Source organism: Actinomycetota bacterium (genome assembly GCA_035697485.1).
Lineage (GTDB): Bacteria > Actinomycetota > UBA4738 > UBA4738 > HRBIN12 > JAOUEA01.
This window is the reverse complement of sequence record DASSCU010000015.1, coordinates 64,984-88,665: the sequence shown is the minus strand read 5'-3', so window position 1 is coordinate 88,665 and position 23,682 is coordinate 64,984. Positions and strand designations below refer to the sequence as shown.

Below are 23,682 nucleotides of genomic sequence, written 5' to 3'. Positions count from 1 at the left end.
CGGACGTCAGCCTCCGGCGGCGGCCGGCAGTGGGTCGGGAGGCAGGGACAGCGCGGCCTCTGCGGCGATGCGGAACAGCGTCTCGCGCCCGGTCGAGTGCTCGTCCCAGCCTCGCTGATCCCACGCGTCACCGGACAGGTCGTCGCCCGCGTAGAGCACCTGCCCGAACGTGACGCCGCGGAACGCCGCGACCGCGAAGAAGGCCGCGGCCTCCATCTCGACGGTGAGGCACCCCTCGTTCACGCGTGCGTCGACCTTGCCCCGCGTCTCCCGGTAGAGCGCGTCGGTGGTCCAGGTCGCGCCGGTCACGTGCGGCACCCCATGGCGTTCCGCGGTCCCGACGATCGCGTCGACGGCCGCCGGCGACGGCTCGACCGTGCGCGACGCGGGCAGGTAGTGGTACGAGGTGCCCTCGTCGCGAACGGCCGACGTCGGCACGATCACATGGCCGAGCGCCACGTCGGGCACGAGCACGCCGGCGCCCCCGCACGCGACGAACGCGCGGCAGCCGCGCGCGATCAGCTCCTCAAGGAAGCCGGCAGCGAGCGGCGCCCCGACGCCCGGATGCATCACCACGAGCCGGCGCCCGCCGTGGTCGATCTCGTAGACCGGGTTGCGGCCGATCTCGCTCACGACGTGGTCCACGATCCGACCGTTATGCCGCTCCACGACGTCGGCGATCACGTCCTGGAAGAAGCAGAACACGGCATGGGGGGCGATCGACATCGGCTCGACCACCTCGGCGGGTTCGATCACCGCGGTCGGGGAGGGGTCGAACTCGAGGATCGGCGCGGCGTCGCCGGTTGGGTCGGCGTCGTTCACGCGACGCGCTCCTTCCTCGATGCGAGCAGGGCACCGGCGATCACGAGTCCGATGCCCACGATCGAGAGCGCCTGCACGGTCTCGTCGAGGAAGACCGCCCCGAGCACCAGCGCGACGACCGGGATCAGGTAGGTCGCGAACGACGCTCGCGAAGAGCCGACCCGGGAGACCAGCCTGCCCATCAGCACGAAGGCGAGCCCCGTGCCGAGCGACCCGAGCGCGGCGATCGCCGCGAGGGGTCCCCATGCGAACGACGAGCCCGTGAGCCCGGCGATCCCGAGCGGCGCGGTCCACAACACGGCGAGGGCGAGCATGCGGTTCATGACCGGCAGCGAGCCGTAGCGTTGGGTGAGCGGCGCGGCGATGTTGATGGCCACCCCGTAGCACCCCACCGCGACCAGCACGAGCACGACGCCGAGGGCCTCGTTGGAACCCTCGGCGAGCGAGGGTGCGGCGATGGCTGCCACGCCGGCGAACCCCACGATCAGCCCGGTCGTCTGCGCACGCCCAGGCAGCCGGTGGAGCATCAGCGCCCCGATCGTCGTCGCGAAGATCGGCAGGGAGCCGTTCAGCAGACCAGTGAGTCCCGAGCTGATCCACTGCTGGGCCAATGGGAACAGGGTGAACGGCACACCCACCCAGAGGAAGGAGAGCGCGATGATGCGGGCTCGATCCTCGCGCGCGATGGGCGTTCGGGATGCGGGCACCAGCCAGAGCGTGGCGGCTCCGAACAGCACCCGGAGCCACGTGATGAGCCCCGGCTCGAACGCGTCGAGGCCGATCGCGATGAACAGGAACGACGAGCCCCAGATCCCGCCGATCGACGCGAAGAGACCCCAATCGAGGGGGGTGAACGTTCCCCGGTGGGTCCCAACGCTGGTGGACAGCACCCCTCGGCTCATGCGCCTTTCTCCCCGGCCATGTGTCGAACGACGTCGTGGGCGCCGGGCTCGTGAAACCCCAGGTCGCACGACGGTTCCCGTCACAACGTCGTGCCGGTCGGGCCGTGTTCCCACTACAGACGCGTGATCGAGCCGGGGGGTGGCTCGGGGTAGGTCTCTGGATGCACGGCCCACGCCAGGATCTCGAGCCCATCGACGATGCGCGGGCCCGGGCGTGAGAAGAACGACGTCGCATCGACCGCGAACGCGTTGCCGTTGCGCACGGCCGGCGTGTCGGCGATCTCGGGGTGCGCGATCACTTGCTCGCCCTCGGCCTCGGCTTCCTCGAGGTAGTAGCCGCAGGGCATGTAGACGAGCACCTCGGGGTAGGCGTCGCGGATCTCGCGATGGGTCACGGTACGGGACGGCTCGCCCTTCGCACCGAGCAGGTTCGTCGCCCCGACCGCCTCGACCATCTCGGGGACCCAGTGCCCGGCGGCGAACGGGGGCTCCGCCCACTCCATGCAGAAGACGCTCACGGTCGGCAGTCTGATCGCGGTTTGCTTGACCGCGGCGACGCGCCCCCGGAGCCCCGCAGCGAGCTCGGCTCCGCGCTCGCCGGCCCCGAGCCGACCGCCCACGACCTCGATCTGGGCGATCACGTCGTCGAGCGTGTGCGGATCGAGCGCGACCACCTCTGTCGCGTCGGTGAGCCCGAGCATCCCGAGCGCCTCCTCGACGTGACCGGCCGGCACCGCGCAGACGCGGCAGAGATCCTGGGTGAGGATCACGTCGGGCTGCTCGCGGCGGATCAGGTCGGTGTCGAGCACGTACAGCGGACGGCGATCGTCCATGCGCTCGCGCACCGCGGCGTCGATCTCGCGCGACGTGAGCGGGCGGCCCTGCGGGAGCGCGCTGCGGGAGACGACGGGCTTCGTCACGGCGTCGGCGGGGAAGTCGCACTCGTCGGTCACGCCGATCAGGTCGTCGCCGAGACCGAGGGCGTAGACGATCTCGGTGGCCGACGGCAGCAGGGACACGATCTTCATCGCGGCAAGTCTCCCAGTCGCTCGGTCGACGTGAGCAGGTCGACCAGGTGGGTGAGGGCGCGGCCGACGGTCGCCCCGTCGAGCACGCGATGGTCGAACGTGCAGCTCAGCGTGCAGGCGGGACGTGCGACGATCTCGCCGCTGAGGACGAGCGCGCGCGGCGCGATCACCCCGATCGCGAGCGTCACGCTCGTGCCCGGTGACAGGATCGGCGTCCCCGCCTCGCTGCCGTAGCTCCCCGTGTTGCTCACGGCGATCGTCGCTCCGGTGAGCTCCGCGGGGGTGAGGGAACCCTCGCGAGCCGCCATCGCGAGCCGCTTGATCTCGCCGGCGATCGCGGTCAGACCGAGCGCGTGCGCGTCGTGCATCACGGGCACGACCAGCCCCCGCTCGGTGTCGGCAGCCATGCCCACGTCGATGCCCTCGCGATCGACCACGCCCCCGTCACCCCACGCCGAGTTCAGCGTGGGGTGGGCGGCGATCGTGCGACATAGCGCGGCCACCACGACGGGCAGCGGGGACATCCCGAGTTCCGCCCGGAAGGCATCCAGCGCCGCGCAGTCGAGCGTCCGGAACGTCGTGACCTGCGGGATCGCCGCCTGGCGCTCCATGTTGCTCGCGATGACCGATCGCGAGGGAACCGTCGGCGCGATGTCCGGCGCGGCCGCCACCGCCCGAACGTCGTCGGCCATGATGCGTCCGTCGGCGCCCGACCCGACGACCGCGGCGAGATCGACCCCCAGTTCCTTCGCGAGCTTTCTCACCGGGGGCGTGGTTCTCGCGGCGCCACCCGGGGGCACCGTCGGCTCGTCGCCGCCCGCCTTCCCGGCGTCGCCGAACGTCACCAACGGCGCGCCGACGGGAACGCTGGACCCGACCGCACCGTGCAACGACGCGACGACCCCCGCGAACGGCGAGGGGATCTCGACCGTGGCCTTCGCCGTCTCGACCTCCACCAACGGCTGGTTCAGCTCGACGGGGTCACCTTCGGCGACGAGCCATTGGACGATCTCGCCCTCCTCGAGGCCCTCACCGAGGTCCGGCATCGCGAACACCCGCTCGGTCGGGGCCATCAGTACGCCACCACCTCGCGCACGGCATCGGCGATGCGCTCGACGCTCGGCAGGTAGCGATGTTCGAGCGCCGCGGGCGGGTACGGCACGTCGTAGCCGGTCACGCGTCGCACGGGGGCTTCCAGGAATTCGAACGCCTCCTCGACGATGCGCGCGGTCACTTCGGCGCCCAGGCCGAGCGTCTTGGGCGCTTCGTGCACGACGACCGCGCGACCGGTCTCGCGCACGCACCGGGCGATCAGCGGCGTATCGAGCGGGGAGAGCGATCGCAGATCGACGACGCGAGTCTCGAGCCCCTCGTCCGCGAGCACCGACGCCGCGTCGAGGCATCGGGCCACCATGGCGCCGTAGGTGAACACGGTCGCCGCGTCGCCGTCGCGAACGAGCGCGCCCTCGCCGATCCCGAAGCCGCCGGTCGTGAGATCGGCATCTTGCCTGGCCCAGTAGCGTGCCTTCGGCTCCAGCACGATCACGGGGTCGGGGTCGGCGATCGCGAGCCGCAGCAGGCGGTACGCGTCGCCGGGGTTGGACGGCGCGACCACCTTCAGTCCGGCCGTGTGCACGTAGAACGTCTCGGGGCTCTCTCCGTGGTGCTCCTTGCCCTTGATCCCCCCGAACGCCGGCATCCGGATCGTGATCGGCATGTCGATGCGGCCCCGGGTGCGCTCGCGCATCTTCGCGACGTGGTCCACGATCTGCTCGAGCGCCGGATAGGAGAATGCGTCGAACTGCATCTCGACGACGCTGCGCCACCCGCCGAAGGCGAGCCCCACCGCGGCCCCGGCGATGCCCGCCTCGCTGATCGGGGTGTCGAACACCCGTCGGTCTCCGAACTCGGCCTGCAGCCCGTCGGTCACGCGGAAGACCCCGCCCGAGCGCCCCACGTCCTCGCCGAAGACCAGCACCCGGTCGTCCTCGCGGAGTGCGTCCCGCAGGGCCGCGTTCAGGGCCCCCACCATCGTGACCTCAGCCACCGAGCACCTCGGCGCGCTGTTCGGCGATCGCCGCGGGCGGGTCGGCGTAGGTGTGGTCGAACATCCACTCCACCGGCGGTGCCGGCTGGGCGATGACCCCGTCCCTGATCGCGAGCACCTCGGACTCGATCTCGCCCTCCCAATCCGCAAGCACGCCGCCGTCGATATGCCCCACGCTCTCGAGCCACGATCGGAAGCGCACGATCGGGTCGAAGGCACGGGCGGCCGCGACCTCGTCCTCGACTCGGTACCTGCCTGGGTCGTCGGCGGTCGAGTGCGCGCCGATGCGGTACGTCAGAGCTTCGATCAGGGTCGGCCCATCGCCTGCATACGCGCGGGCCGCCGCCTCGCGCGTTGTCCGGTAGACGGCGAGCACGTCGTTGCCGTCGACCCGGATCCCCGGGAAGCCGTAGCCCTCGGCGCGTCTGAAGATCTCTCCCGCGGTTTGGCGTTCGGTCGGCACGCTGATCGCCCAGCCGTTGTTCTGGCAGAACAGGATCGCCGGGGCGGAGAACACGCCCGCGAGGTTCGCGGCCTCGTGGAAGTCGCCCTCGCTCGTGCTCCCGTCGCCGAAGTAGGCGAGCGAGCACGCCCGCGTGCCGTCGAGCGCGAGGCCCATCGCGTAACCGACGGCGTGCACGATCTGGGTGGCGACGGGGATGCAGATCGGACCGAACCGGGTGGCGCGAGGGTCGTACGGCCCCCCGTGCCAGGTGCCCCGGTGGTAGGCCAGGTACTGCACCGGATCGACGCCCCGCACGAGCGCCGCCGCGAGCTCGCGGAAGGTCGGGAAGACGAAGTCCTCAGGCCCGAGCGCCGTCGCGCTGCCGATCTGGGCGGCTTCCTGGCCCTCGAAGCCCGGGTAGACGGTCAGCTCGCCCTGACGCTGCAGGGCGATGCACTCCCGGTCCAGGCGCCGGGCGAGCAGCATCCAGCGCAGCATCGCGCGGAGCTCGTCGGGCGCGAGGCCCACGTCGATGTCGCCCACGGCCGTGCCGTCGGGGGCGAGCACGCGGAGGGGTTCCGTGCCGCGCCAATGATCTGGTTCGGACGCCACGCGGATCCCCCTCGAGCTTTGCTCATCGAACGCCGAGAGCATAGGGGAAGCCGACAGCTCGTAGACTCGGATGCCCATGGTGCCCAGCGCGTTCCTCCGTGTGTACCAGCCGCTCGACGCGTTCGAGCGGAGCGAGCAGCTGCATTGGGAACGCTTCCTGCTGCACGGCCCCGAGACGATGTCCCCGCGCCCTCGCTACGCCGATCACCACACGGTCGGCAAGCTCGGGGTACTGGCCCCGGCCGAGGCCGACACCGCCGAGGTGCTGCACGTCGACGGGCGCACGTTGATCAGCCCGCGGCGCATGCGCATGCGGGTGCTGGCCGCCATGGTCTCGTTCCGCGAATCCCAGGCGATCGAGCTCTGGGAGCAGTTCGTGCCGAAGAAGGACGGGAGGCGAGCCGCGAAGGATCTGGCACGGCTGCGCCGGCGCGACCCCGCGGCGGTGGCGTTCTGCCATCAGAGTCCGTGGCACGTGCCGATCCGCTGGTTCGTGCTCTTCCGTGACGAGGAACGAGAGCTGATCGAGGACCCGCACGGCCGTTGGCGCCTGCGTTACCGGACGACGACGCGACGTGCGATCCGCCGGGCGGAACAGGCGATCGGACCGCTCCGCCGCAGCGACCTCGGCCCGATCGGCGACCTGATCCTCGACCTACACCAATGGATGGTGCAGTTCGATCCGGCGTCGGTGCTCGAGCTCGACTACGCGTCGTTGTGCGACTTCCAGCGGTGGGACGAGCTCGACGACGACCACTCCGCCCGAGAGATCCACGACGCGCTGCAGGCCCTGGAAGCGGGGGAGTTCCCCAAGGCCGCCGACGTGTACCAGGGCGTGCTCAGCAGGTGGGCCGAGGTGCGCAGTCGCGAGATCCTGAATTAGGCCCGGCAACGGGGCCGTATCCGAGTGGCCAGGGGCAGAATCGAACTGCCGACACCGCGGTTTTCAGCCGCGTGCTCTGCCAACTGAGCTACCTGGCCCGGGCCGGTAGAAACCTGGCAGGAATCGCCGCCGAGGTCATCACCAGCGCGTTGAAGTGTAGCGAGTGGAGGTGGGTCCGGGCTCGGCAACGCCCGATCGGCCTCGTGGGCTCCCCCGAGGCAGTCTTGATCTTCTTGCCGGGTGGTGCCGGAAGGGGAGTCCGACAGGCGGCCGCTTCGAGGCCCTCTGCCGCTCTGTGGCGGGCCATCGTGAGGGCGTCGACCATCAACGGCCCAGCCGAGCATCTCGACCTGCTGACGGCGCCATCCGAGGCTGTGTGCCCTGCCGAGGAACAGAGTGTCCTCCAAGGAAACGGTTGAGCGATTCCGCGTCGTTCCGGCGGCCGTAGAGGCGAGTCCCACCCCCGGAGCTGCAACGCCCAGGTCAAGCAACGTGCTCAGGACTATCGCCGTCGGCCTGGCGAGATGTGCTCACGTCGGTGGGGAGCCTGCGCGCAGGTAGGTGAGCACCGCCAGCACGCGGCGGTGGTCGTCGGGCGACTGCTGCAACCCGAGCTTCCGGAAGATCTGCCGCACGTTCGCCTCGACCGTCTTTGGACTCAGGAACAGCGTCTGGCAGATCGCTCCGTTCGAACGCCCCTCGGCCATGAGCCCCAGCACCTCGCGCTCGCGCTCCGTCAGCTCGTCGAGGGGGCCCTGTTCCCGCGCGCGGTGTACGAGCCGCGAGACGATCGTCGGGTCGATGACGCACTCCCCCTCGCCGATCCGCTTGAGCGCATCGGCGAGTACAGCGATGTCCGAGAGGCGTTCCTTGAGCAGGTACCCGACGCGCTCGGGTGCCTCCTCGAGTAGCTGCATCGCGTAGCGCGATTCGAGGTACTGAGAGAGGACGAGCACCCCGATCGTCGGATGGTCTCGGCGGATCTCCTTCCCCGCGGCTATCCCCTCGTCCGTGTGCGTAGGCGGCATCTTGATGTCGATGATCGCGACGTCTGGGCGCGTCAGCTCGACCCGCCGCATGAGCTCGGACGCATTCTCGGCTGTACCTACCACGTCGAAGCCGGCATCTGCGAGGAGGCGCGCTAGGCCCTCGCGGAGGAGCATCGAATCGTCGGCGACGACTACTCGCATGGGATCTCGGCGCGGATCCTGACCCCGCCGCCGGACGCGCGCTCGACCGCGACCCTTCCGTCCAGGGCACCGACGCGATCCTCCAAGTCGACGAGCCCCTGGGGCTCGGCTCCGGTCTCGACTTCGACGAGGAGCGCTCCGTCGCGCCTGATCGCGCTCACGCGGGCGGCCCCCGCCTTTGTCGCTTCCGCGACGACCAGGTAAGCGGCTGTCTCGACGACCGCAGGAAACCGCTCCTGCGGCAATGCCCCGATGCGAAGGGGCGCCGGCGTCGCTTCGGCGAGGGCCTCGACCGCGGCGGCGAGTCCCTCGTCGCTGAGGACAACCGGGTGGATCCCGTGCGCGAGCTCGCGGAGCTCGGCGACCGCTCGAGCGAGCTCGACGCCGGCCTCATCGAGGCGCCGCGCGAGTCTCTGATCCCGATCGATCCCGAGCTGCGCTCGCAGAAGGCGGAGCGCGAGTGAGAGCCCGACGAGACGCTGCTGAGCGCCGTCGTGGAGGTCGCGCTCGAGTCGGCGGCGCTCGGCATCGCCCGCTTCGATGATGCGGGCGCGCGAGGAGCGCAGATCCTCGAGCTGCGCGTGCACTTCGGCCTGGAGACGCTCATTCTCGAGCGCGAGGCGGGCCGCCGACGTGACTTCTTCGACGAGCTCTGGATCGTCGAGAAGGCCGGCCCGGTGTACGAGAACGGCCACGGGTCGACCGTCGCGAACGAGCGGCGTCGCGACACGACCCTCCACCCGGGCGAGGTCGACCGTGCGCCCTCCCGCGTCCGCGTAGTGCCCTTCGCCCACCGGATAGACGATCTCGAGCTCGGGATCCGCAAGCGTTCGGGCGAGCCCGTCGCGCAGACCCCCCGCGGGAGCAGGCTCGCCGAGCTCGACGACGAGCCGGGCGAGCGACGAGCGCATGCGGCGAGTCCGCAGCAATCCCCAGGCGACGGTAAGCGCGAGTGCCACGAGGGCGGCTGCCTGCGCGAGCCAGAGTCGTTGATCGAACGTGCTGCTCCCGAGGAAGCCGCGATCGAGGCTCGCGCCGAAGCTAGATGCGACAAGGGCCAGGTAGATGCCTCCGGCGAGGACGATCGGAGCGACGACGCGGCGTCTCGCGGGACTCGAGCGTGCGACCCTCCAGCCTGCCACCGCGACGAGAAGGAGTGACCAGGCAAGCCCGAGATGCACTCCCACACGATTCAGATCGTCGAAGAGTCCCGACTCGTCGCTTACGAGCACGAGATTGTCCGGACACAGGACGCAACCCCGGGTCGCCGGATCGAAGAAGAGCGCCGGAAGCAGCCCGACCACGATCAAAGCCCCCGCCAACGCCACGCTGACCGCGACGCGCTCCGCCCACGAACTCAACCGGCCGCTGGGGTAGGCGAGCGTCGCCCAGCCTACGAGGGGCGCACAGGCCGCGTAGAAGACCAGGCCGACCGTGAAGACGGCGGGTGAGCCGACACCAGGGTTGTCCCACTCGGCGAGGAACCAGGCGCAGCTCGCTGCGACGAGCAGCGGGCCGACGGCGTTCCCGGGACGCCTGCCCCAATGCGCGAGCGCGCAGGTCAGCAGTGCCCAACCGGCGCCGAGCAGGGCGACTGCACCACCGAACGACGTCCCGGCGAACGAGAACGCCGGATCGGCGCGCGCGATCAGGAGCGAGAAGACACCGAGGGCCAGGCCGGCCGCCCAGAGCACGAGCCGAAGCCGCATGTGTCAATCGTCGCACACCGGCCGAGCGAGGCCTCCGGTGCTGGCCTTGCGCAGCACGAGGGGTATCCCCATGCTGGATCACGGGCATTCGAGGGGGCGCCCCGATGCGCGCAAAGCGTTCCGGTCCTAGCGTCGTGGCACCGACGAGAGGAGGTGCACCACGATGCAGATGAGCCGAATCACAAGATGTGCGGTTGGCGCGGTGCTCGCAGCGTCGGCGATCGCTCTGGCTGCCTGCACCGCCTCGGGCAGCGACAAGGCCGGCGGTGTTGAAGAGCAAGAGCCGATCGTACTCAAGCTCGCCAGCTTCACCGATGACATCCAGCCGCCACTCCAGGTCTTCGCCGAGGAGGTCGCGACGCGGTCGGACGGGACGATGCGGATCGAGTTCGAGCCGGGGTGGCGAGCGGGTGATCCGAACGCGGAGCGAGGGACGATCGAGGACGTCGAAGCCGGCAAAGTCGACATGGCCTGGGTCGGGGCGCGTGTCTTCGACACCCTCGACGTGACGAGCTTTCAGGCCCTCCTTGCCCCGCTCCTCGTCGACAGCTACGACCTTCAGGAGAAGGTGTTCGAGAGCGGGATCCCCACGAGCATGCTGGACGGCGTCGAGGAGCTCGGAGTGGTCGGGATCGGCGTCCTTCCCGGGCAGATGCGGAAGCTGCTCGGGGTCAGCCATCCGTTCCTCGAGCCGTCGGACTTCGAGGGCGAGGTCATCGGAGGAGCGGAGAACGAGCTCTCCGTTCAGACGATCCAGGCTCTTGGCGCCACGCTCGAGGCGCTTCCCGCCGGCGGCTCTCTCAAGGGTCTCGACGCGACAGAGCAGCACCTCGGAGCGATCTGGGGCAACCGGTACAACAAGAGCGCGAAGTATGTCGGTGCCAACGTGAACCTCTGGCCCCGGCCGCTCGTGATCTTCGTGGGCAAAGAGGTCTCAGACTCGCTCGCTCCGAACCAGCAAGCCCTCCTTCGTGAGGCGGCCGCCGCCGCGGTTCCGGGCGCGCTCGCCGCGGCGCGCGCGGAAGACGAAGAGGCGACGCTCCAGCTCTGCCGTCGCGGCGTGACCTTCGCCGTCGCCTCCGAGAGCGATCTCGGTGCACTTCGCGGCGCCCTCGAGCCCGTGTACGCAGAGCTCACGGCCGACCCGGAGACCAAGTCCAACATCGAGGCCATCACCGACCTCAAGACGCAGATCGCAGCTTCGGCGGAGGCACCTGTCTGCACGGAGACCGAGCCTCCGACCACGGCGCCGCCGATCCCGGACGGCACCTACGAGACGACGCTGACGGAAGCCGACTGGCAGAAGATGACGAAGGCCGATTGGCTGACGTCAGGGGTCTCCGAGGAGGACGGCGCTGTCCCCGGCGTCTTCAGGATGATCTTCGATGCCGGTGAGTTGACCCTGGTCGGGCCGGACGGCGAAGTCGGCGGGCAAGGGAGCTACACCGTGTTCCGCGACCAGATCGAGATCCAATTCGCCTCGGACTACATCATCACCGCCCGCTGGTCGCTGGAGGGCGACACGCTCACGTTCGCAGACGTCGACTGCTGTGGAGGCAATGCGAAGCTCGAGGCCGTGACGTTCGCGTCGCATCCCTGGGTGAAGACCGACTGAGGACCCAGCCGACGCTTCGGGCCGGCCCCGGCGATCTGCTCGACCGGGGCCGGCCCGGTCCGGACGACACGACGGCGAGAGCTACGGCGCGTCTTGACCCGTTCCTTACACATGCTCGTCGGTCGGGATCGTCGCGACCAGCCGAGTGCCGCCGCCGATCGGGCTCCGGACGGAAAGCTGCCCGCCGAGGGCCTCCACACGGTCGGCGAGGCCGCGCAGGCCCGAGCCGCGGCTCGCGTCCGCGCCGCCGATGCCATCGTCTGCGATCGTCACGAGCACGAACCCCTCCGACTCGTCAACGTCGATCGTCATACGCGTCGCCTCGGCATACTTCGCCGCGTTCGCAAGCGCTTCCGAGCAGAGGAAGTAGACGGCCGCTTCGGCGGTCGGAGCCAGCCGACCGAGCGCCACCGATAGCTCGACGGGCAGACCAGCCCGGATCGTGAGCGCCGGGAGCGCGGCGGCCAGGCCTCCCTCGGTCAGCGTGCTTGGGTGGATGCCCTGAGCGAAGTCGTGGAGCTCTGCGCGGGCACCTCGCACCTCCTCCTCGACATCCCTAAGCATCGCCGTGGCCGGACCGTCTGCGCCCGCTCGCGCCACCTCGATGAGCTCTGCGACGAGGGCGAGGCGGCGCTCGGCGCCGTCGCGCAGCTCCCGCTCGAGGCGACGCCTCTGGGCGTCCGCGGCCTCGACGATCCGCCGGCGTGAGGCAGCGAGCTCGAGCACGCGTGCCCGCACCTCCGCCTGGAGGCGGGCGTTCGAGACCGCCATGCTCGCGGTCGAGGCAACGGCATCGACCAGGGCCGGGTCCTCGAGCACCGCCTGGTCGTGAACGAGCAACGCGACCGGCTCCCCGTCGTGTGCGATCGGCGTCACCGCTCTGTCCGCTGCGGGTTCCGGCAGCTCGACTGGACGACCTGCATCGTCGACGTAGCGATCTTCCTCCGGGAGCCAGTAGCCGAGGACGAGGGAGCGGTCGCCGAGCGCGCGCCCGAGCTCGTCCCGAAGCGTCCGCGTGTCGGCCCGCTTCCCCAGGTCGACGACGAGGTCGGCGACCACGGCCTCGGCCCACCGCCCGCGGAGGAGATCCACGAGGAGAACGAGCGCGAGGCACGCGATCACGATGTCGTACGCCCAGAGCACCTCTCGGTCGGCGTCCCAGCCGGCGAGCCGCTGCACGGCGCCGAGCGCCAGCACGGACGCGAATGTGAGCGCCGCCGCAAGAGCGGGAACGCCGGCCCGCCGGGCGGTGCCCGAGGCACGGAGGAAGCCGTCGAGGGCCGCGGCGGCGACCAGCGCGGCGATCACCAGCGTGACGACGTCATTCCGCGCGACGGGCTCGACCAGCGCGTTGACATAGGCGGCGACGACCGTTGCCCGCGCGAGCCTCCGCCGGAGACGGCCCGTCGGATACGAGATATGGAGGTGAACGAGGGGCCCGCGGTGCAGGTAGAGGAGCTGCGGCCAGAGGTTGCCGGCGAACCACGTGTAGCCCGAGAGAGCCATCAGCGGCCCGACGCGGCTCGCGCCGCGCCGCTCCCAGGCGACGACGCCGCACGTGACGAGCACGAGGCCGACGAGGGCGTCGGCCACGACAAGGGCGAGGTCGCCAGTCTGGTACGAGACCCATTCGGCCGCGAAAGCCAGGGCTGCAGCGCCCGGGAGCAGCGCGAGCCGCAGGAGCCGCATGCGCTCTACCCGTCCGCGAACGCGGCGAGCGCGGGGCCAGAGAGCTCGCCCTTCGGGATGAACCCGTGGGCCCGACTTCGCTCCAGTCTCCGGCGGTAGGAGGAGACGTCGCGGCTCGACGTCAGAACCACCGCCAAGCCGGCGCTCTCCTCCAGCAGCGCGTCGCAGACGGCGAAGCCGTCCATGTCGGGCAACGCCACATCCAGCAACACGAGTTCGGGCGCGAGCGACCGCGCCATCTCGAGCGCCGATGCCCCATCGGTCGCCTCACCCACGACGTCGAACCCCTCGGCCACGAGCAACGCGCGGGCGTACGACCGGAAACCGGCGTGGTCATCGACGATCAGGATCCTCGCCGTCACAGGCGAAATCGTCGCACGCGACACTTCCGCCTGCATCAGGGGTGGCCCTCGAATTCGGGAGCGAGCCCGGTGTTGAAACTCGAGGAGGCCCGGACCGCTGTCACGTGCTGTCATGACCGATGGGAACGGAAGGCCTGGCGCGCCGCACGGCTCCTCGCCGCGCGCGACGCCGCCGCCGGCGTCGTCACCGGCGACGAGCTGCCCACGGTCCAGTCGCTCGCGGTCGCCGTGACGACTTGACGGCCGCCGGGTTCAGTGACCTAGGGTCGAGGCGCTCGATGAGGGTGCGGCGATCGTCGTCGACGCCGCCTGGGCGGAAACCTCTGGCGGCGACGAGGGAGCGGCCGATGCCTAGATCGTGGCGATCTGCGGCGTTTCGTAGCGCCGCGACGTCTGTGGGGCCGCTGCGTAGCTACGCCGTTACCAGACTGGCCGAATCCGTTACCACGGTGGCACGGGACAAATCGCTGACCTGCCAGGTCGAGGATTTCTATCGCCCCGACCTGGCCCGGGCCGGTCGACGACCGGCGGGATCGCCCGAGGTCATCACCAGCGCGATGAAGTGTAGCGACAGGAGGTGGCTCGGGACTCGGTAACGGCGGGGCGACCCTCAGCGTACGAGGCGATAGAGCTGCCAATCGCCGGGGACGCCCTTCAGTGGATGGACTCCCGCGTCCTCGAACACGAGACCCGATCCGGAAACGAGTCCCTCGACGGTGTGTGAGACAAGTACCTCAGAGGACCGCGCGAGCGACGCGATGCGCGCCCCGATGTTCACGGCGATCCCGCCGATCTTCCCGGCGATCGACTCCACCTCGCCGGTGTGAACGCCGGCTCGCACCTCGATCCCGAGCTCCGGCACGGCCCGGGCGATCGCCTGCGCGCAGCGCACGGCCCGCGCCGGACCGTCGAAGGTGGCGAAGAAGCCGTCCCCGGCGGTGTCGACCTCGGTGCCGCGGAACCGGCCGAGCAGCGCGCGGACCAGCCCGTGGTGCCGCTCGACGAGCGTTCGCCAACCCTTGTCGCCCAGCTCCGCGGCGGTCACGGTCGAGTCGACGATGTCGGTGAACAGCACGGTAGCGAGCAGGCGGTCGAGGTCGGCTTCATCGCCGCGGACCTCGGTCACGAACCGCTCGATCTCATCGAGCAGCTCGCCCTGGTTCCCGATGAAGATGTAGTGGTCGTCACCGGGGAAGGACAGGAACCTGGCACCCCGGATCTGCTCGGCCATCCACTTCGTCTCCGCCATCGGAACGTCGAGGTCGTCGTTACGTGCCAGTACGAGGGTCGGCACGTGGATGGCGGGAAGGGCCGAACGGACGTCGATGCGGGCATTCATCCGGGAGAAGGCGTTCACCGCGCCGGGACTCGCGGCGTTCCGCATGTAGTCCGCGAGCCAAGCCACCAGCTGAGTGTCGTCCCCGTACGACGGCGCGAAGGCCTCTTCGAGGTACTGACGGGCAAGCTCTTCGGTGCCCCACAGCCGATCCCGACGCTCCATGAACGAGGCCACCTCCGCCTCGTGCTCGTGGGTCGGACGCCTGAACGGGTAGTCCAGGGCATTGTTCCAGCAGGCGGCGGTGCCGAACAACACCAACGCGATCGAGCGTTCCGGATGCGTCGCCGCGAACAGGGTGGCCATCGGACCGCCCTCGGAATGACCGAGCACGACCGCGCGGTTCGACCCGACGGCATCCATCACGGCCCGGGCGTCGTCGATCCGCACCTCGAGCGAGGGGAGCCGGTCGTCGGGGACACGGTCGGACATCCCGACCCCTCGCTTGTCGAAGACCATCACCCGACCGAACGTCGCGAGCCGCTCGAGGAACCGCACGATCCGCGGCTGGTCCCACATCCGCTCGACGTGCGTCACCCAACCCAGCACGAACAGGATGTCGACCGGACCGTCGCCGAACGCCTGATAGGCGACGTTCACGCCGTCGGCGGCCTTGGCGTAATGAGTCTCGGGGTGGGGGCCCACGAAGGCATCCTCGGGGGTCCGGGATCGAGGCGCAAGGCGATGAGAGGTGTTGCAGAGGGGACGTCGCCGAACGAACGGTCGAGCTCCCAAGACCGGTCGACGGTATGGAGCCATTCGGGCGAGGCGCCGTACCGACGAGATGGGTGCCTATGCCGCGGATCCGGGGGAGTTCCTGCCCGTGCTTCGTCGGACGCGTCGACGGCATCGCGGACCACGACCACCCGCCATCCGCGTCGAGGCGACGGAGTAGAGGTGAGGTGACCTGCGGCATCCGGGGTCGATGGCCCCGCCTGGTGACTGAGGCGTTACCAGAACGGCCGGTTCCGTTACCAGGGCGTGACGGCCAACGCGCTGACCTGCCAGATCGGGGATCCCCGCCGCCCCAACCTGGCCCGGGCCGATCGACGACCGGCGGGATCGCCCGAGGTCATCACCAGCGCGATGAAATGCACGGACTGGAGGTGGCTCGGGACTCCGAACGGTCGTATGCGGTGATGGTGAGCTGCCGCGGTCCCGCTGGTGTCCGGTGCAGGGCCGGTACTAGCATCGAGGCATGCACTTCGGTCGGTACGCGTTCGGGTCCATCGAGATCGACGATGTGACGTACGAGCACGACGTGGTGATCGAGGACGGGCGCGTCGGCCGACGGGACAAGGGTCCCTCGAAGGCGCTCCGTACGGCCGGGCATACCCCGCTATCGGCCGCCGAGGAGATCCCGTGGGCGTGCCGTCGGCTGGTGATCGGCAGTGGCGCCTCGGGGGCGCTTCCGGTGCTCGAGGAGGTCCGCCAGGAGGCCACCCGACGCCACGTCGAGCTCGTCGTCACGCCGACCCTCCAGGCGATCGAACTCCTGCGTTCTGGCGATCCGGAGACGAACGCGATCCTGCATGTGACCTGCTGAGGAGCTCAGGGAAAACGGACGCCGCGCCGACCTCGGAGGGCCGGCGCGGCGTCGATGGCGCGCCCGACGGGCTTCGATCCCGCGATCTCCGCCTTGACAGGGCGGTGAGGACGGCCTGACTCCTCTACGGGCGCACGTGGTGTTCCTGTTGTCACGGTGCCGCGCGAAGACCCGAGGATCCGCGCCGGAACCGTGCCCCCAACGGGATTCGAACCCGTGCTTCCGCCTTGAAAGGGCGGCGTCCTAGGCCGCTAGACGATGGGGGCGCAGGTGCTCCTCCAGCAGGGTAGCGGCCACGAGGGCAGCCGACAGAGTATAGCCAGGGGTGACCCGGTCCCGACGTGCGGGGGTCGGCGACACCTGCCTGATCGAACACCAAGCGGTCGCCCGGCCGCACGTCGGCGTCGGCGGCGAGCTCCAGGACGTGTCGGACGTGAGGGCGGGGGAGCACCACCCGTCGCGGACGAACCACTGAGACCCGCCGGACGCGCCACTCCCGATCGAGCGCCGCCACGGTGATCGGAAACCGCATGCCGATCGTGTGCACGGAGCGACAGTGCTCGAAGAGCATCGCGTCGTCGACCGAGAGCCGCTCGCGCTCCCGGAGACCACGGACCCGCTCGCGATGCGACGTCGGCACATCGACACGCCACCGGGGGCCCCGGGGGCCGGTCATCTCGCATCGCCGCACCGCCGCAGGCTACCCGCCTCCGACGACACGACCGAGGTGTCGGTCAGGCGTCGACCACGAAGGCGGTGTCGACCGTGACGTCGTCGTACGACGCGTCGTAGACCTTCCCGGTCGCCCGGTTGCCGATCTCGATCCTCCGGATCGCCGTGCTGCCGAGCGAGGTGGGGGTGAGGTCGATCAGCTTGGCGCCGTCGAGCCAGAGCTCGATCCGCCCTGAGGAGCCGTCGACCAGCCCGTGCACCTGGAGGTCGTGCCACCCGGTGCCGAGCGTCTGCGTCGACGACATCGTCGTCCCCGTCGTGTTGCTCTTCACCTGCAGCTTGCGGCTGCCCAGCACCGAGATCGTCACGAGGGTCTTGTTCGTGTCCGTGCGGAACCGCATCACCTGCACGGTCTGGTTGCCCATGGCGACGTTGATCCACATGCGCGCGTAGAGGTCGGTGTGCGGTGATCCGGTTTGTGCCATGGCCCACGCGACCGATGTCGTATCGGCCGCACCGAACGAACCCGTGTGCGCGGAACCCGGGCCCACGGACAGGCCGCTGGACGAGGTCCACGCAGACAGATCGCCGCTCTCGAAGCCATCGGTGAACACCTCGCCCGACGGGGGCGGTGGCGGCCCCCCGGCCGCGTCGAACCGGGCGTAGTACTTCTGCGTGCGGCTCCCTGCCTCGGTGAATTGGCCCCCCACGTGGAGCTGCGTCCCCGAGACCGCGAGTCCCCAGACGCCGTTGTAGTTGCAACAGATGTTCGGGCGCCAACCCGTGTCGACGGCGCCCGTCGCGGCATCGACGGCGATCAGGCGGGGCTGGAAGAAGCACGCCGTGTTCGGGTTCTGGTTGCTCCCGCACTGTTGGTTCTTCGATGCGGCCGACCACTCGAAGTGTCCGCCCACGATCAGGGTTTGGGAGTCGTAGCGGGCGACCTGTTGCGCCGACCCGGACGTGTCGGTCTTCCAGAGTTCCTCGCCGGTCACCGCCGAGTAGGCGCCCACGAAATCCGAACCGCCGGCGCCGACAAAGACGGTATCGCCGTCGACCTGCGCCGCGAGGCCGAAGGCCGCGCTGGTGGCTCCGATGCCCTCGAGGCTCCACGGGATCGGCGCGCCGGAGACGGGATCGACCTTCACGGCTACCTTCTGAACCGCGCCGTTGATGAAGTCGAACTGCCCCGTCGCGATGATCGCACCTCCGTGGAGGTCGAGGTCGCGGAACTGATCCGGGGTCGTATGGCTCCGCAGCGCCGGGTCGATCAACGGGATCACGTCGGTGAACGTCGAGTCCTTCGTGCCGTCGAACCGGTAGGCACTCAGCTTGCCTCCGCCGGCGTAGACGCGATCCGAGGTGGCCAGCACGGTCCTGAGCGTGGGGGTGGAGAACCCTTGCACGATGGCGCCGGTGGCGGGATCGATGCCCACCAGGTTCTTCCGCGACGCACCACCGAACGTATATGTGAACTTGCCCGCGGCGTACAACACCCCGTTCGGTCCGAGGGTGAGGTCATCGACCGAAGCGGTCGATCCCAGGTTCGGGAGCGCGACGGCGGCGGGTGCACCGGCCGCATCGAACGCCGCGAGGCCCGTTGCCGTCGGCCCCGACGCGCCGGTCGGCGTCAGGTACCTCGTGAACGTGCCGCCCGCCCACATGGAACCTCCGGCTTCCTGCAGCGACCAGACCTTGGCGTTGAGCATCCACGTGGTCGCGGCGTCGGTCGAGGGTGTCGCCGCTTGGGCCGCTGTCGGAACGGCGAGGAGCCCCGACACGATCACGATCGTGGCGAGCGCCGACGAAGAGGAACGGGGAGGAGCGCGCATACGGAGGGGACTCCTGTCTCAATGACGTAGGCCGATGCGGTAAGGCTATCGGCCGTTCCGGAGGGAGGCAACCCTCCCTTGGCCCGATCTCGGTGGGTCCAGGCCCGGAGTGGTGTCGGATGCGGTCGCACAGGCAGGGTGGGCCCGGCAGGATTCGAACCTGCGGCACGAGGGTTAAAAGCCCCCTGCTCTGACCGGACTGAGCTACGGGCCCCGTCGTCGCATCCTACGGGCCTCTCCGCAGGCCCCGCAGTGGCGAAACCGTTCCTGCCCTAACCAGAGGTCGTGTCGTCGCTGACGACCTGGTTCGCAGGTCAACTGATCCGGTCGCCCGCGGAGGCCGCGGCCCAGAGCGGACCCGAGCCAGCGCCGATCCTCGTCCCTGTCGAAGAGCAGGTGCTCGCCACGAAGATCGTGACCAGAGGCACCGGTCGCTACGGCACGCCCCGGCATCTCGTGTATCGCCAGGTCGAGCTGGAGGTGTACGGGCAGACGCTCTGAGCTTCGGCGCTCGGTCGGGCGGCTCCCCTCTGGCCTGGTGTGCTAGCCCGGGTAGCGGTTCGTGATCGGCATGCGCCGGTCGCGACCGAACGCCTTCGGGGTGATCTTCACGCCTGGCGCCGCCTGGCGCCGCTTGTACTCGTTGCGGTCGATCATCCCTACGACCCGCTCGGCCAACGCGCGATCGAACCCGGCGCTCACCATGTCGTCGACACCGAGGTCGTCCTCGACGTAGGCCTCGATCACGGGATCGAGCTCCTCGTACGGCGGCAGCGAGTCGGTGTCCTTCTGACCGGGTCGGAGCTCCGCGCTCGGGGGCTTCGTGATCGTCCGCTCCGGGATCGGCGGCTCCTCGCCTCGCGACGTCGCGGCCGCGTTCCGCCACCGCGCGAGCTCGTACACGAGCGTCTTCGGCACGTCCTTGATCGGCGCGAAGCCTCCCGCCATGTCGCCGTACAGGGTGGAGTACCCCACCGCGTACTCGCTCTTGTTCCCGGTGGCGAGCACGATCGGGCCGAACTTGTTCGACACCGCCATCAGCAGGTTGCCGCGGATGCGGGCCTGCAGGTTCTCCTCGGTGACGTCCTCGGCCGTGCCGGCGAACAGCTCGGCGAGCGCGTAGCGGTAGGCGTCGAGCACGCTCGTGATCTCCACGGTGTCGATGCGCATGCCGAGCCGAGCGGCGCAGTCGACGGCGTCCTCGAGGCTCTCGGGCGAGCTGTAGGGCGACGGCATCGCCAGCGCGTGCACGGCATCGGCCCCCAGCGCGTCGACCGCGAGCGATGCGGTGATCGCGGAGTCGATGCCCCCCGACAACCCGAGCACCGCCTCGCGGAAGCCGTTCTTCTTCGCGTAGTCGCCGAGCCCCAGCACGAGCGCCTGCCAGACCTCCTCGGCGTCGTCGGTGGGCCACGACGGACGCGGGTCGGCGAACGAGGTGTCTCCGTGCAGATCGACGATCAGGAGGTCCTCGCCGAACATCGTGGCCCTGTGACGCACCGAACCGTCGGGAGCGACCATCATCGAGCCGCCGTCGAACACGAGCTCGTCCTGGCCGCCGACCGCGTTCACGTACGCGATCCACGCGCCGGTCTGGCGCGCCCTCGCGGCCAGGATCTCGGCGCGTTCCGCGGTCTTGCCACGGTGGTACGGGGAGCCGTTGATGTTCAGGATCAGCGACAGGCCGGCGTAGCTCGCGAACGGCTGGGCGTCGTGCCAGGCGTCCTCACACACCGACAGGCCGATCGTGAGCCCGCCGATCTCGATCCGGGTGCCCGAGGGGCCGGGCACGAAGTAGCGCTCCTCGTCGAAGACCCCGAAGTTCGGCAGTTGCATCTTGTGGTAGCGGGTCTCGACGGTGCCGTTGCGCAGCAGCGCCGCGGCGTTGTGCGCTCCCGCGTCGGTCCGGTCGATGAAGCCCGTGACGACCGGGCACGAGGTCGCGGTCTTGCGCGCGAGGGCGTCGAGCGATTCGAGGTTCTCTCGGATGAACTCCCCGCGATGCACGAGGTCCTCGGGCGGGTAGCCGGTGATCGCGAGCTCGGGGAAGGCGATCACGTCGGCACCGTCCTGGGTCGCGCGAGCCGCGGCGTCGGACATGCGAGCCACGTTGCCATCGAGGTCGCCGACCGTGAGGTTCACCTGTCCGAGTGCGATGCGCGGCATGCGTCAGAGCCTACGCGAGGAACGTTCGGGGGAGGGTCGTGCGAGGTCGACGCGTTACTCGGTGCCGCCGATGTCGACGTTGTACGCCTCCCAGACGAGGTCGGCGCCCTTCTGTCGATGGCGGATCACGGTGCCGATGAACCGCTGAAGGTCGTCACGCGCATCGTCGAGTGGCCACTCTTGGCCGCCGATCGTGGCCAGTTCGAGCCGCTGCAGCATCTCCCCGATCTTCTCGGCGATCTCCGGGTGTTCGTTCTTCAGCCGACGGACGGTGCCGTCGAGCCGGGGCGCCCGCATGATGATCTCCTCGTAGAGGCCACCCGGCTTCTCGGTCACCAGCACGTGCTGGTCGAACGCGTCACGGACGCCGGTCATCTCCTTCGTCACCAGTGCGGTCCACTCCGGGATCCGTCCGGCGGCCGGCGATGAGATCGCGATCTCCAGGTGCACGAGGGCGTCGTGCAGGGTCGCGCGTCGGCGCTTCGCTTCGGAGAGCGCAGGGGTGATGTCGTCGTGGTCAGGGACCATATCGCCACGGTAGCCGAGCGATGCGCGCCGGAACAAGTCGCCCGAGCGGCAGGTTCGGTGGCTACACTTCCGCCGTCCCGGCACGCCGCCGACGCCGCCCGCTGGAGTATCGGGGAGGTCCCGTTGTGAGGAGGTGCCACCTTCGCATCGCTTTCGTCGCTGCGGCGGTCGCGTGCATGCTCCTGGGCGGTCTCTCCCAGGCATCGGCGGTCACCGTGGTGAAGGGGTACGCCCAGGACTGGCGTCCCCGACGGGTCGAGATCTCCCGTGGAGGCACCGTGAAGTGGCGGTCGATCGCGCGGGACCACAACGTGAGCGCGTACAAGGGCCGGTGGGACTTCCATCGCCAGGTGCGCGAAGGCGACTCGATCCGCTACACCTTCGACAGGAACGGTCGCTACAAGTACGTGTGCACGCTGCACGGTTCCGTCGCGGGCGGGGAGTGCACGGGCATGTGCGGCGTGGTCACCGTCGGCTGAACCTGAACCCACGATCGGTTCCTCTCGTACCCCTGCCGTGGGATCGCCGACGAGGGGAGGGCGCATGTGGCGGATCGGTGTGGTCGTTGCATCGACGGTGGTGATCTCGGTGGCCGCCGCAGGTCAGGTCTCGGCGGTCACGATCCGCGGCAGTGGCTCGTCGTGGCGTCCGTCGACGGTGGACATCGATCGTGGCGACCGGGTGCGGTGGCGGGCGGCGAGCGGCACGCACACGGTGCGGGCGTTCGGTGGGGACTGGCGCTTCTCGAAGCGCATCAGCCAGGGGGAGTCGGTCTCACGAACGTTCCGACAGCGCGGTACGTATCGCTTCTACTGCTCGATCCATGGTTCCGTCTCCGGCGGTCGTTGCACCGGCATGTGCGGCAAGGTCCGCGTGTGAGGCCGCGATCGCCGTGGATCGGCCTCGAGGATCGGCCTAAAGGATCGGCCTAAAGGATCGGCAGGTAGCGCTCGAGCTCGAAGGGACTCACGTACGCCTTGAAGGCGTCCCACTCCTCGCGCTTGTTCCGGATCAGGAACTCGTGCACGTGGTCGCCGAGGGCCTCGCCCAGCACGTCGCTGTTCTCGGCGAGGTGGATCGCCTCGACCAGATCCTCGGGCAGCGACCGGATGCCGGCCGTCTCGCGCTCGTCGTCGGTCATCTCGTAGATGTTGTTGCTCGCCTCGGGTGGCAGCTCGTACTCGTGCTCGATGCCCTCGAGGCCCGCCGCGAGCATCGCCGCGAACGCGAGGTACGGGTTGCACGCCGGGTCGGGAGAGCGGTACTCGATGCGCGTTGCCTCTTCCTTGCCGGGCTTGTACTGGGGAACGCGCACGAGGGCGCTGCGGTTCCGGCGGGCCCAGCAGACGTAGACCGGCGCCTCGTAGCCGGGCACGAGCCGCTTGTAGGAGTTCACCCACTGGTTCGTGAGCAGGGTGATCTCGGGCGCATGGTGCAGCAACCCGGCGACGAATCGCTTCGCCGTCTTCGACAGGTGGTACTCGTCGGCCGCATCGAAGAACGCGTTGCGGTCGCCCTCGAACAACGACTGATGGGTGTGCATGCCCGAGCCGTTCACGCCCGCGACGGGCTTCGGCATGAACGTCGCGTAGATGCCGAACTCCTGGGCGACCTCCTTCACGGTGAGGCGATAGGCCATCACGTTGTCGGCCATCGTGAGCGCGTCGGCGTAGCGCAGGTCGATCTCGTGCTGGCTCGGCGCCACCTCGTGGTGCACGTACTCGACGGGGATGCCCATCGCCTCGAGGTACTGCACCGTGCGCTTGCGGTAATCGGTCGCGACGTCGAGCGGCGTCTCGTCGAAGTAGCCGCCCTGGTCGAGGAAGGCGGGATCCTCGAGCGATCGGAAGTAGAAGAACTCGAGCTCGGGGCCGACGTAGTAGGTGAACCCGAGGTCCGCCGCACGCTGCAACTGGCGCTTCAGCACCCCGCGCGGGTCACCGTCGAACGGCACGCCGTCAGGGGTCCAGACGTCGCAGAACATGCGGGCGACGGGGGCCTCCATCTTCCAGGGGATGATCTGGAACGTCGCCGGATCGGGGATCGCGATCATGTCGGATTCCTGGATGCGGCTGAATCCTTCGATCGAGGAGCCGTCGAACCCCATGCCTTCGGCGAACGCGCCCTCGAGCTCCTGGGATGTGATCGTGAACGACTTCAGGAACCCGAGCACGTCGGTGAACCAGAGCCGGACGAACCGGATGCCCCGCTCCTCGATCGTGCGCAGGACGTAGTCGGCTTCCGCGGTGAGGGCCATGGGGAAAGGGTAGGTTGCCTCCGAACGGCCACGGTTACGGG

23 protein-coding genes and 4 tRNA genes are annotated in these 23,682 nt (G+C 69.6%); 8 read left to right on the top strand and 19 right to left on the bottom strand.

The features are described from left to right. Positions 1–6: 6 nt before the first annotated feature. The 6 genes from VFI59_03510 to VFI59_03485 form a co-directional block, all read right to left on the bottom strand. The gene (locus VFI59_03510; GenBank protein HET6712756.1) at positions 7–822 is read right to left on the bottom strand and encodes a nucleoside phosphorylase; all 816 of its coding nucleotides are present in this window, start codon (positions 820–822) and stop codon (positions 7–9) included. After that, on the bottom strand, positions 819–1,724 hold the full coding sequence (locus VFI59_03505) for a DMT family transporter (GenBank protein HET6712755.1): 906 nt from the start codon (positions 1,722–1,724) through the stop codon (positions 819–821). The genes VFI59_03510 and VFI59_03505 overlap by 4 nt, the downstream gene beginning before the upstream one ends. 113 nt (positions 1,725–1,837) lie before the next feature. Continuing rightward, complete coding sequence (locus VFI59_03500) at positions 1,838–2,752, bottom strand: cobalamin-binding protein (protein ID HET6712754.1); 915 nt, start codon at positions 2,750–2,752, stop codon at positions 1,838–1,840. Then, entirely contained in the window at positions 2,749–3,825 is a 1,077-nt protein-coding gene (locus VFI59_03495) for a dihydrolipoamide acetyltransferase family protein (GenBank protein HET6712753.1), read from the bottom strand. The genes VFI59_03500 and VFI59_03495 overlap by 4 nt, the downstream gene beginning before the upstream one ends. Further along, positions 3,825–4,784: an alpha-ketoacid dehydrogenase subunit beta gene (locus VFI59_03490; GenBank protein ID HET6712752.1), complete on the bottom strand. Its 960-nt coding sequence runs from the start codon at positions 4,782–4,784 to the stop codon at positions 3,825–3,827. The genes VFI59_03495 and VFI59_03490 overlap by 1 nt, the downstream gene beginning before the upstream one ends. Before the next feature lie 7 nt (positions 4,785–4,791). After that, positions 4,792–5,856 carry a thiamine pyrophosphate-dependent dehydrogenase E1 component subunit alpha gene (locus tag VFI59_03485; protein HET6712751.1) on the bottom strand — a complete coding sequence of 355 codons (1,065 nt, stop codon included), beginning with the start codon at positions 5,854–5,856 and terminating at the stop codon, positions 4,792–4,794. Between the two features lie 76 nt (positions 5,857–5,932). Between VFI59_03485 and VFI59_03480 the strand changes: the two genes are divergently transcribed. After that, positions 5,933–6,739, top strand: a complete 807-nt coding sequence (locus VFI59_03480; GenBank protein ID HET6712750.1) for a hypothetical protein — start codon at positions 5,933–5,935, stop codon at positions 6,737–6,739. Positions 6,740–6,764: 25 nt separating this feature from the next. Here the strand turns inward: VFI59_03480 and VFI59_03475 are convergent. The 3 genes from VFI59_03475 to VFI59_03465 all read right to left on the bottom strand — a co-directional run bounded on the left by VFI59_03475 (position 6,765) and on the right by VFI59_03465 (position 9,638). After that, a tRNA-Phe gene (locus tag VFI59_03475) sits at positions 6,765–6,837 on the bottom strand. A gap of 432 nt (positions 6,838–7,269) precedes the next feature. Next, on the bottom strand, positions 7,270–7,902 hold the full coding sequence (locus VFI59_03470; GenBank protein HET6712749.1) for a response regulator transcription factor: 633 nt from the start codon (positions 7,900–7,902) through the stop codon (positions 7,270–7,272). A 17-nt stretch (positions 7,903–7,919) separates the two neighbouring features. Further along, complete coding sequence (locus tag VFI59_03465) at positions 7,920–9,638, bottom strand: histidine kinase (GenBank protein HET6712748.1); 1,719 nt, start codon at positions 9,636–9,638, stop codon at positions 7,920–7,922. Positions 9,639–9,801: 163 nt separating this feature from the next. Here VFI59_03465 and dctP point away from each other — a divergent pair, with 163 nt between their 5' ends. Beyond that, the gene (gene dctP, locus VFI59_03460) at positions 9,802–11,253 is read left to right on the top strand and encodes a TRAP transporter substrate-binding protein DctP (GenBank protein ID HET6712747.1); all 1,452 of its coding nucleotides are present in this window, start codon (positions 9,802–9,804) and stop codon (positions 11,251–11,253) included. A gap of 105 nt (positions 11,254–11,358) precedes the next feature. Here dctP and VFI59_03455 read toward each other — a convergent pair whose 3' ends face one another. Beyond that, on the bottom strand, positions 11,359–12,942 hold the full coding sequence (locus VFI59_03455; protein HET6712746.1) for an ATP-binding protein: 1,584 nt from the start codon (positions 12,940–12,942) through the stop codon (positions 11,359–11,361). Positions 12,943–12,947: 5 nt separating this feature from the next. Beyond that, the gene (locus tag VFI59_03450) at positions 12,948–13,304 is read right to left on the bottom strand and encodes a response regulator transcription factor (protein ID HET6712745.1); all 357 of its coding nucleotides are present in this window, start codon (positions 13,302–13,304) and stop codon (positions 12,948–12,950) included. A 69-nt stretch (positions 13,305–13,373) separates the two neighbouring features. On the opposite strand from VFI59_03450, the gene VFI59_03445 reads away from it, so the two are divergent. Next, positions 13,374–13,544: a hypothetical protein gene (locus VFI59_03445; protein HET6712744.1), complete on the top strand. Its 171-nt coding sequence runs from the start codon at positions 13,374–13,376 to the stop codon at positions 13,542–13,544. A 370-nt stretch (positions 13,545–13,914) separates the two neighbouring features. Here the strand turns inward: VFI59_03445 and VFI59_03440 are convergent, their stop codons facing one another. Continuing rightward, a complete protein-coding gene (locus VFI59_03440; GenBank protein HET6712743.1) occupies positions 13,915–15,285 on the bottom strand; it encodes an adenylate/guanylate cyclase domain-containing protein in 1,371 nt (456 codons plus the stop codon). Between the two features lie 553 nt (positions 15,286–15,838). Here VFI59_03440 and VFI59_03435 point away from each other — a divergent pair. After that, positions 15,839–16,186, top strand: coding sequence for a hypothetical protein (locus VFI59_03435; protein HET6712742.1), 348 nt, complete (start codon positions 15,839–15,841; stop codon positions 16,184–16,186). 55 nt (positions 16,187–16,241) lie between these two features. Here VFI59_03435 and VFI59_03430 read toward each other — a convergent pair. Then, a tRNA-Asp gene (locus tag VFI59_03430) sits at positions 16,242–16,320 on the bottom strand. Positions 16,321–16,379: 59 nt separating this feature from the next. After that, positions 16,380–16,452, bottom strand: a tRNA-Glu gene (locus tag VFI59_03425). A gap of 59 nt (positions 16,453–16,511) precedes the next feature. Between VFI59_03425 and VFI59_03420 the strand changes: the two genes are divergently transcribed. Beyond that, positions 16,512–16,661: a hypothetical protein gene (locus VFI59_03420; GenBank protein HET6712741.1), complete on the top strand. Its 150-nt coding sequence runs from the start codon at positions 16,512–16,514 to the stop codon at positions 16,659–16,661. Positions 16,662–16,920: 259 nt separating this feature from the next. Here the strand turns inward: VFI59_03420 and VFI59_03415 are convergent, their stop codons facing one another. Further along, the gene (locus VFI59_03415) at positions 16,921–18,690 is read right to left on the bottom strand and encodes a hypothetical protein (GenBank protein ID HET6712740.1); all 1,770 of its coding nucleotides are present in this window, start codon (positions 18,688–18,690) and stop codon (positions 16,921–16,923) included. A 139-nt stretch (positions 18,691–18,829) separates the two neighbouring features. Next, a tRNA-Lys gene (locus VFI59_03410) sits at positions 18,830–18,904 on the bottom strand. Positions 18,905–18,975: 71 nt separating this feature from the next. Here VFI59_03410 and VFI59_03405 point away from each other — a divergent pair. Continuing rightward, complete coding sequence (locus tag VFI59_03405; protein HET6712739.1) at positions 18,976–19,191, top strand: hypothetical protein; 216 nt, start codon at positions 18,976–18,978, stop codon at positions 19,189–19,191. 42 nt (positions 19,192–19,233) lie between these two features. Here the strand turns inward: VFI59_03405 and VFI59_03400 are convergent, their stop codons facing one another. Both VFI59_03400 and VFI59_03395 read right to left on the bottom strand, forming a co-directional pair. Further along, on the bottom strand, positions 19,234–20,856 hold the full coding sequence (locus VFI59_03400; protein HET6712738.1) for an NAD+ synthase: 1,623 nt from the start codon (positions 20,854–20,856) through the stop codon (positions 19,234–19,236). A gap of 54 nt (positions 20,857–20,910) precedes the next feature. Beyond that, positions 20,911–21,384, bottom strand: coding sequence for a hypothetical protein (locus VFI59_03395; protein HET6712737.1), 474 nt, complete (start codon positions 21,382–21,384; stop codon positions 20,911–20,913). Positions 21,385–21,509: 125 nt separating this feature from the next. On the opposite strand from VFI59_03395, the gene VFI59_03390 reads away from it, so the two are divergent. Together VFI59_03390 and VFI59_03385 are read left to right on the top strand one after the other, a co-directional pair. Continuing rightward, positions 21,510–21,863, top strand: coding sequence for a plastocyanin/azurin family copper-binding protein (locus VFI59_03390; protein HET6712736.1), 354 nt, complete (start codon positions 21,510–21,512; stop codon positions 21,861–21,863). Positions 21,864–21,927: 64 nt separating this feature from the next. Continuing rightward, positions 21,928–22,263, top strand: a complete 336-nt coding sequence (locus VFI59_03385) for a plastocyanin/azurin family copper-binding protein (protein HET6712735.1) — start codon at positions 21,928–21,930, stop codon at positions 22,261–22,263. 49 nt (positions 22,264–22,312) lie between these two features. On the opposite strand, the gene VFI59_03380 is transcribed toward VFI59_03385, so the two are convergent. Further along, the gene (locus VFI59_03380; protein ID HET6712734.1) at positions 22,313–23,641 is read right to left on the bottom strand and encodes a glutamine synthetase family protein; all 1,329 of its coding nucleotides are present in this window, start codon (positions 23,639–23,641) and stop codon (positions 22,313–22,315) included. Positions 23,642–23,682 lie beyond the last annotated feature (41 nt).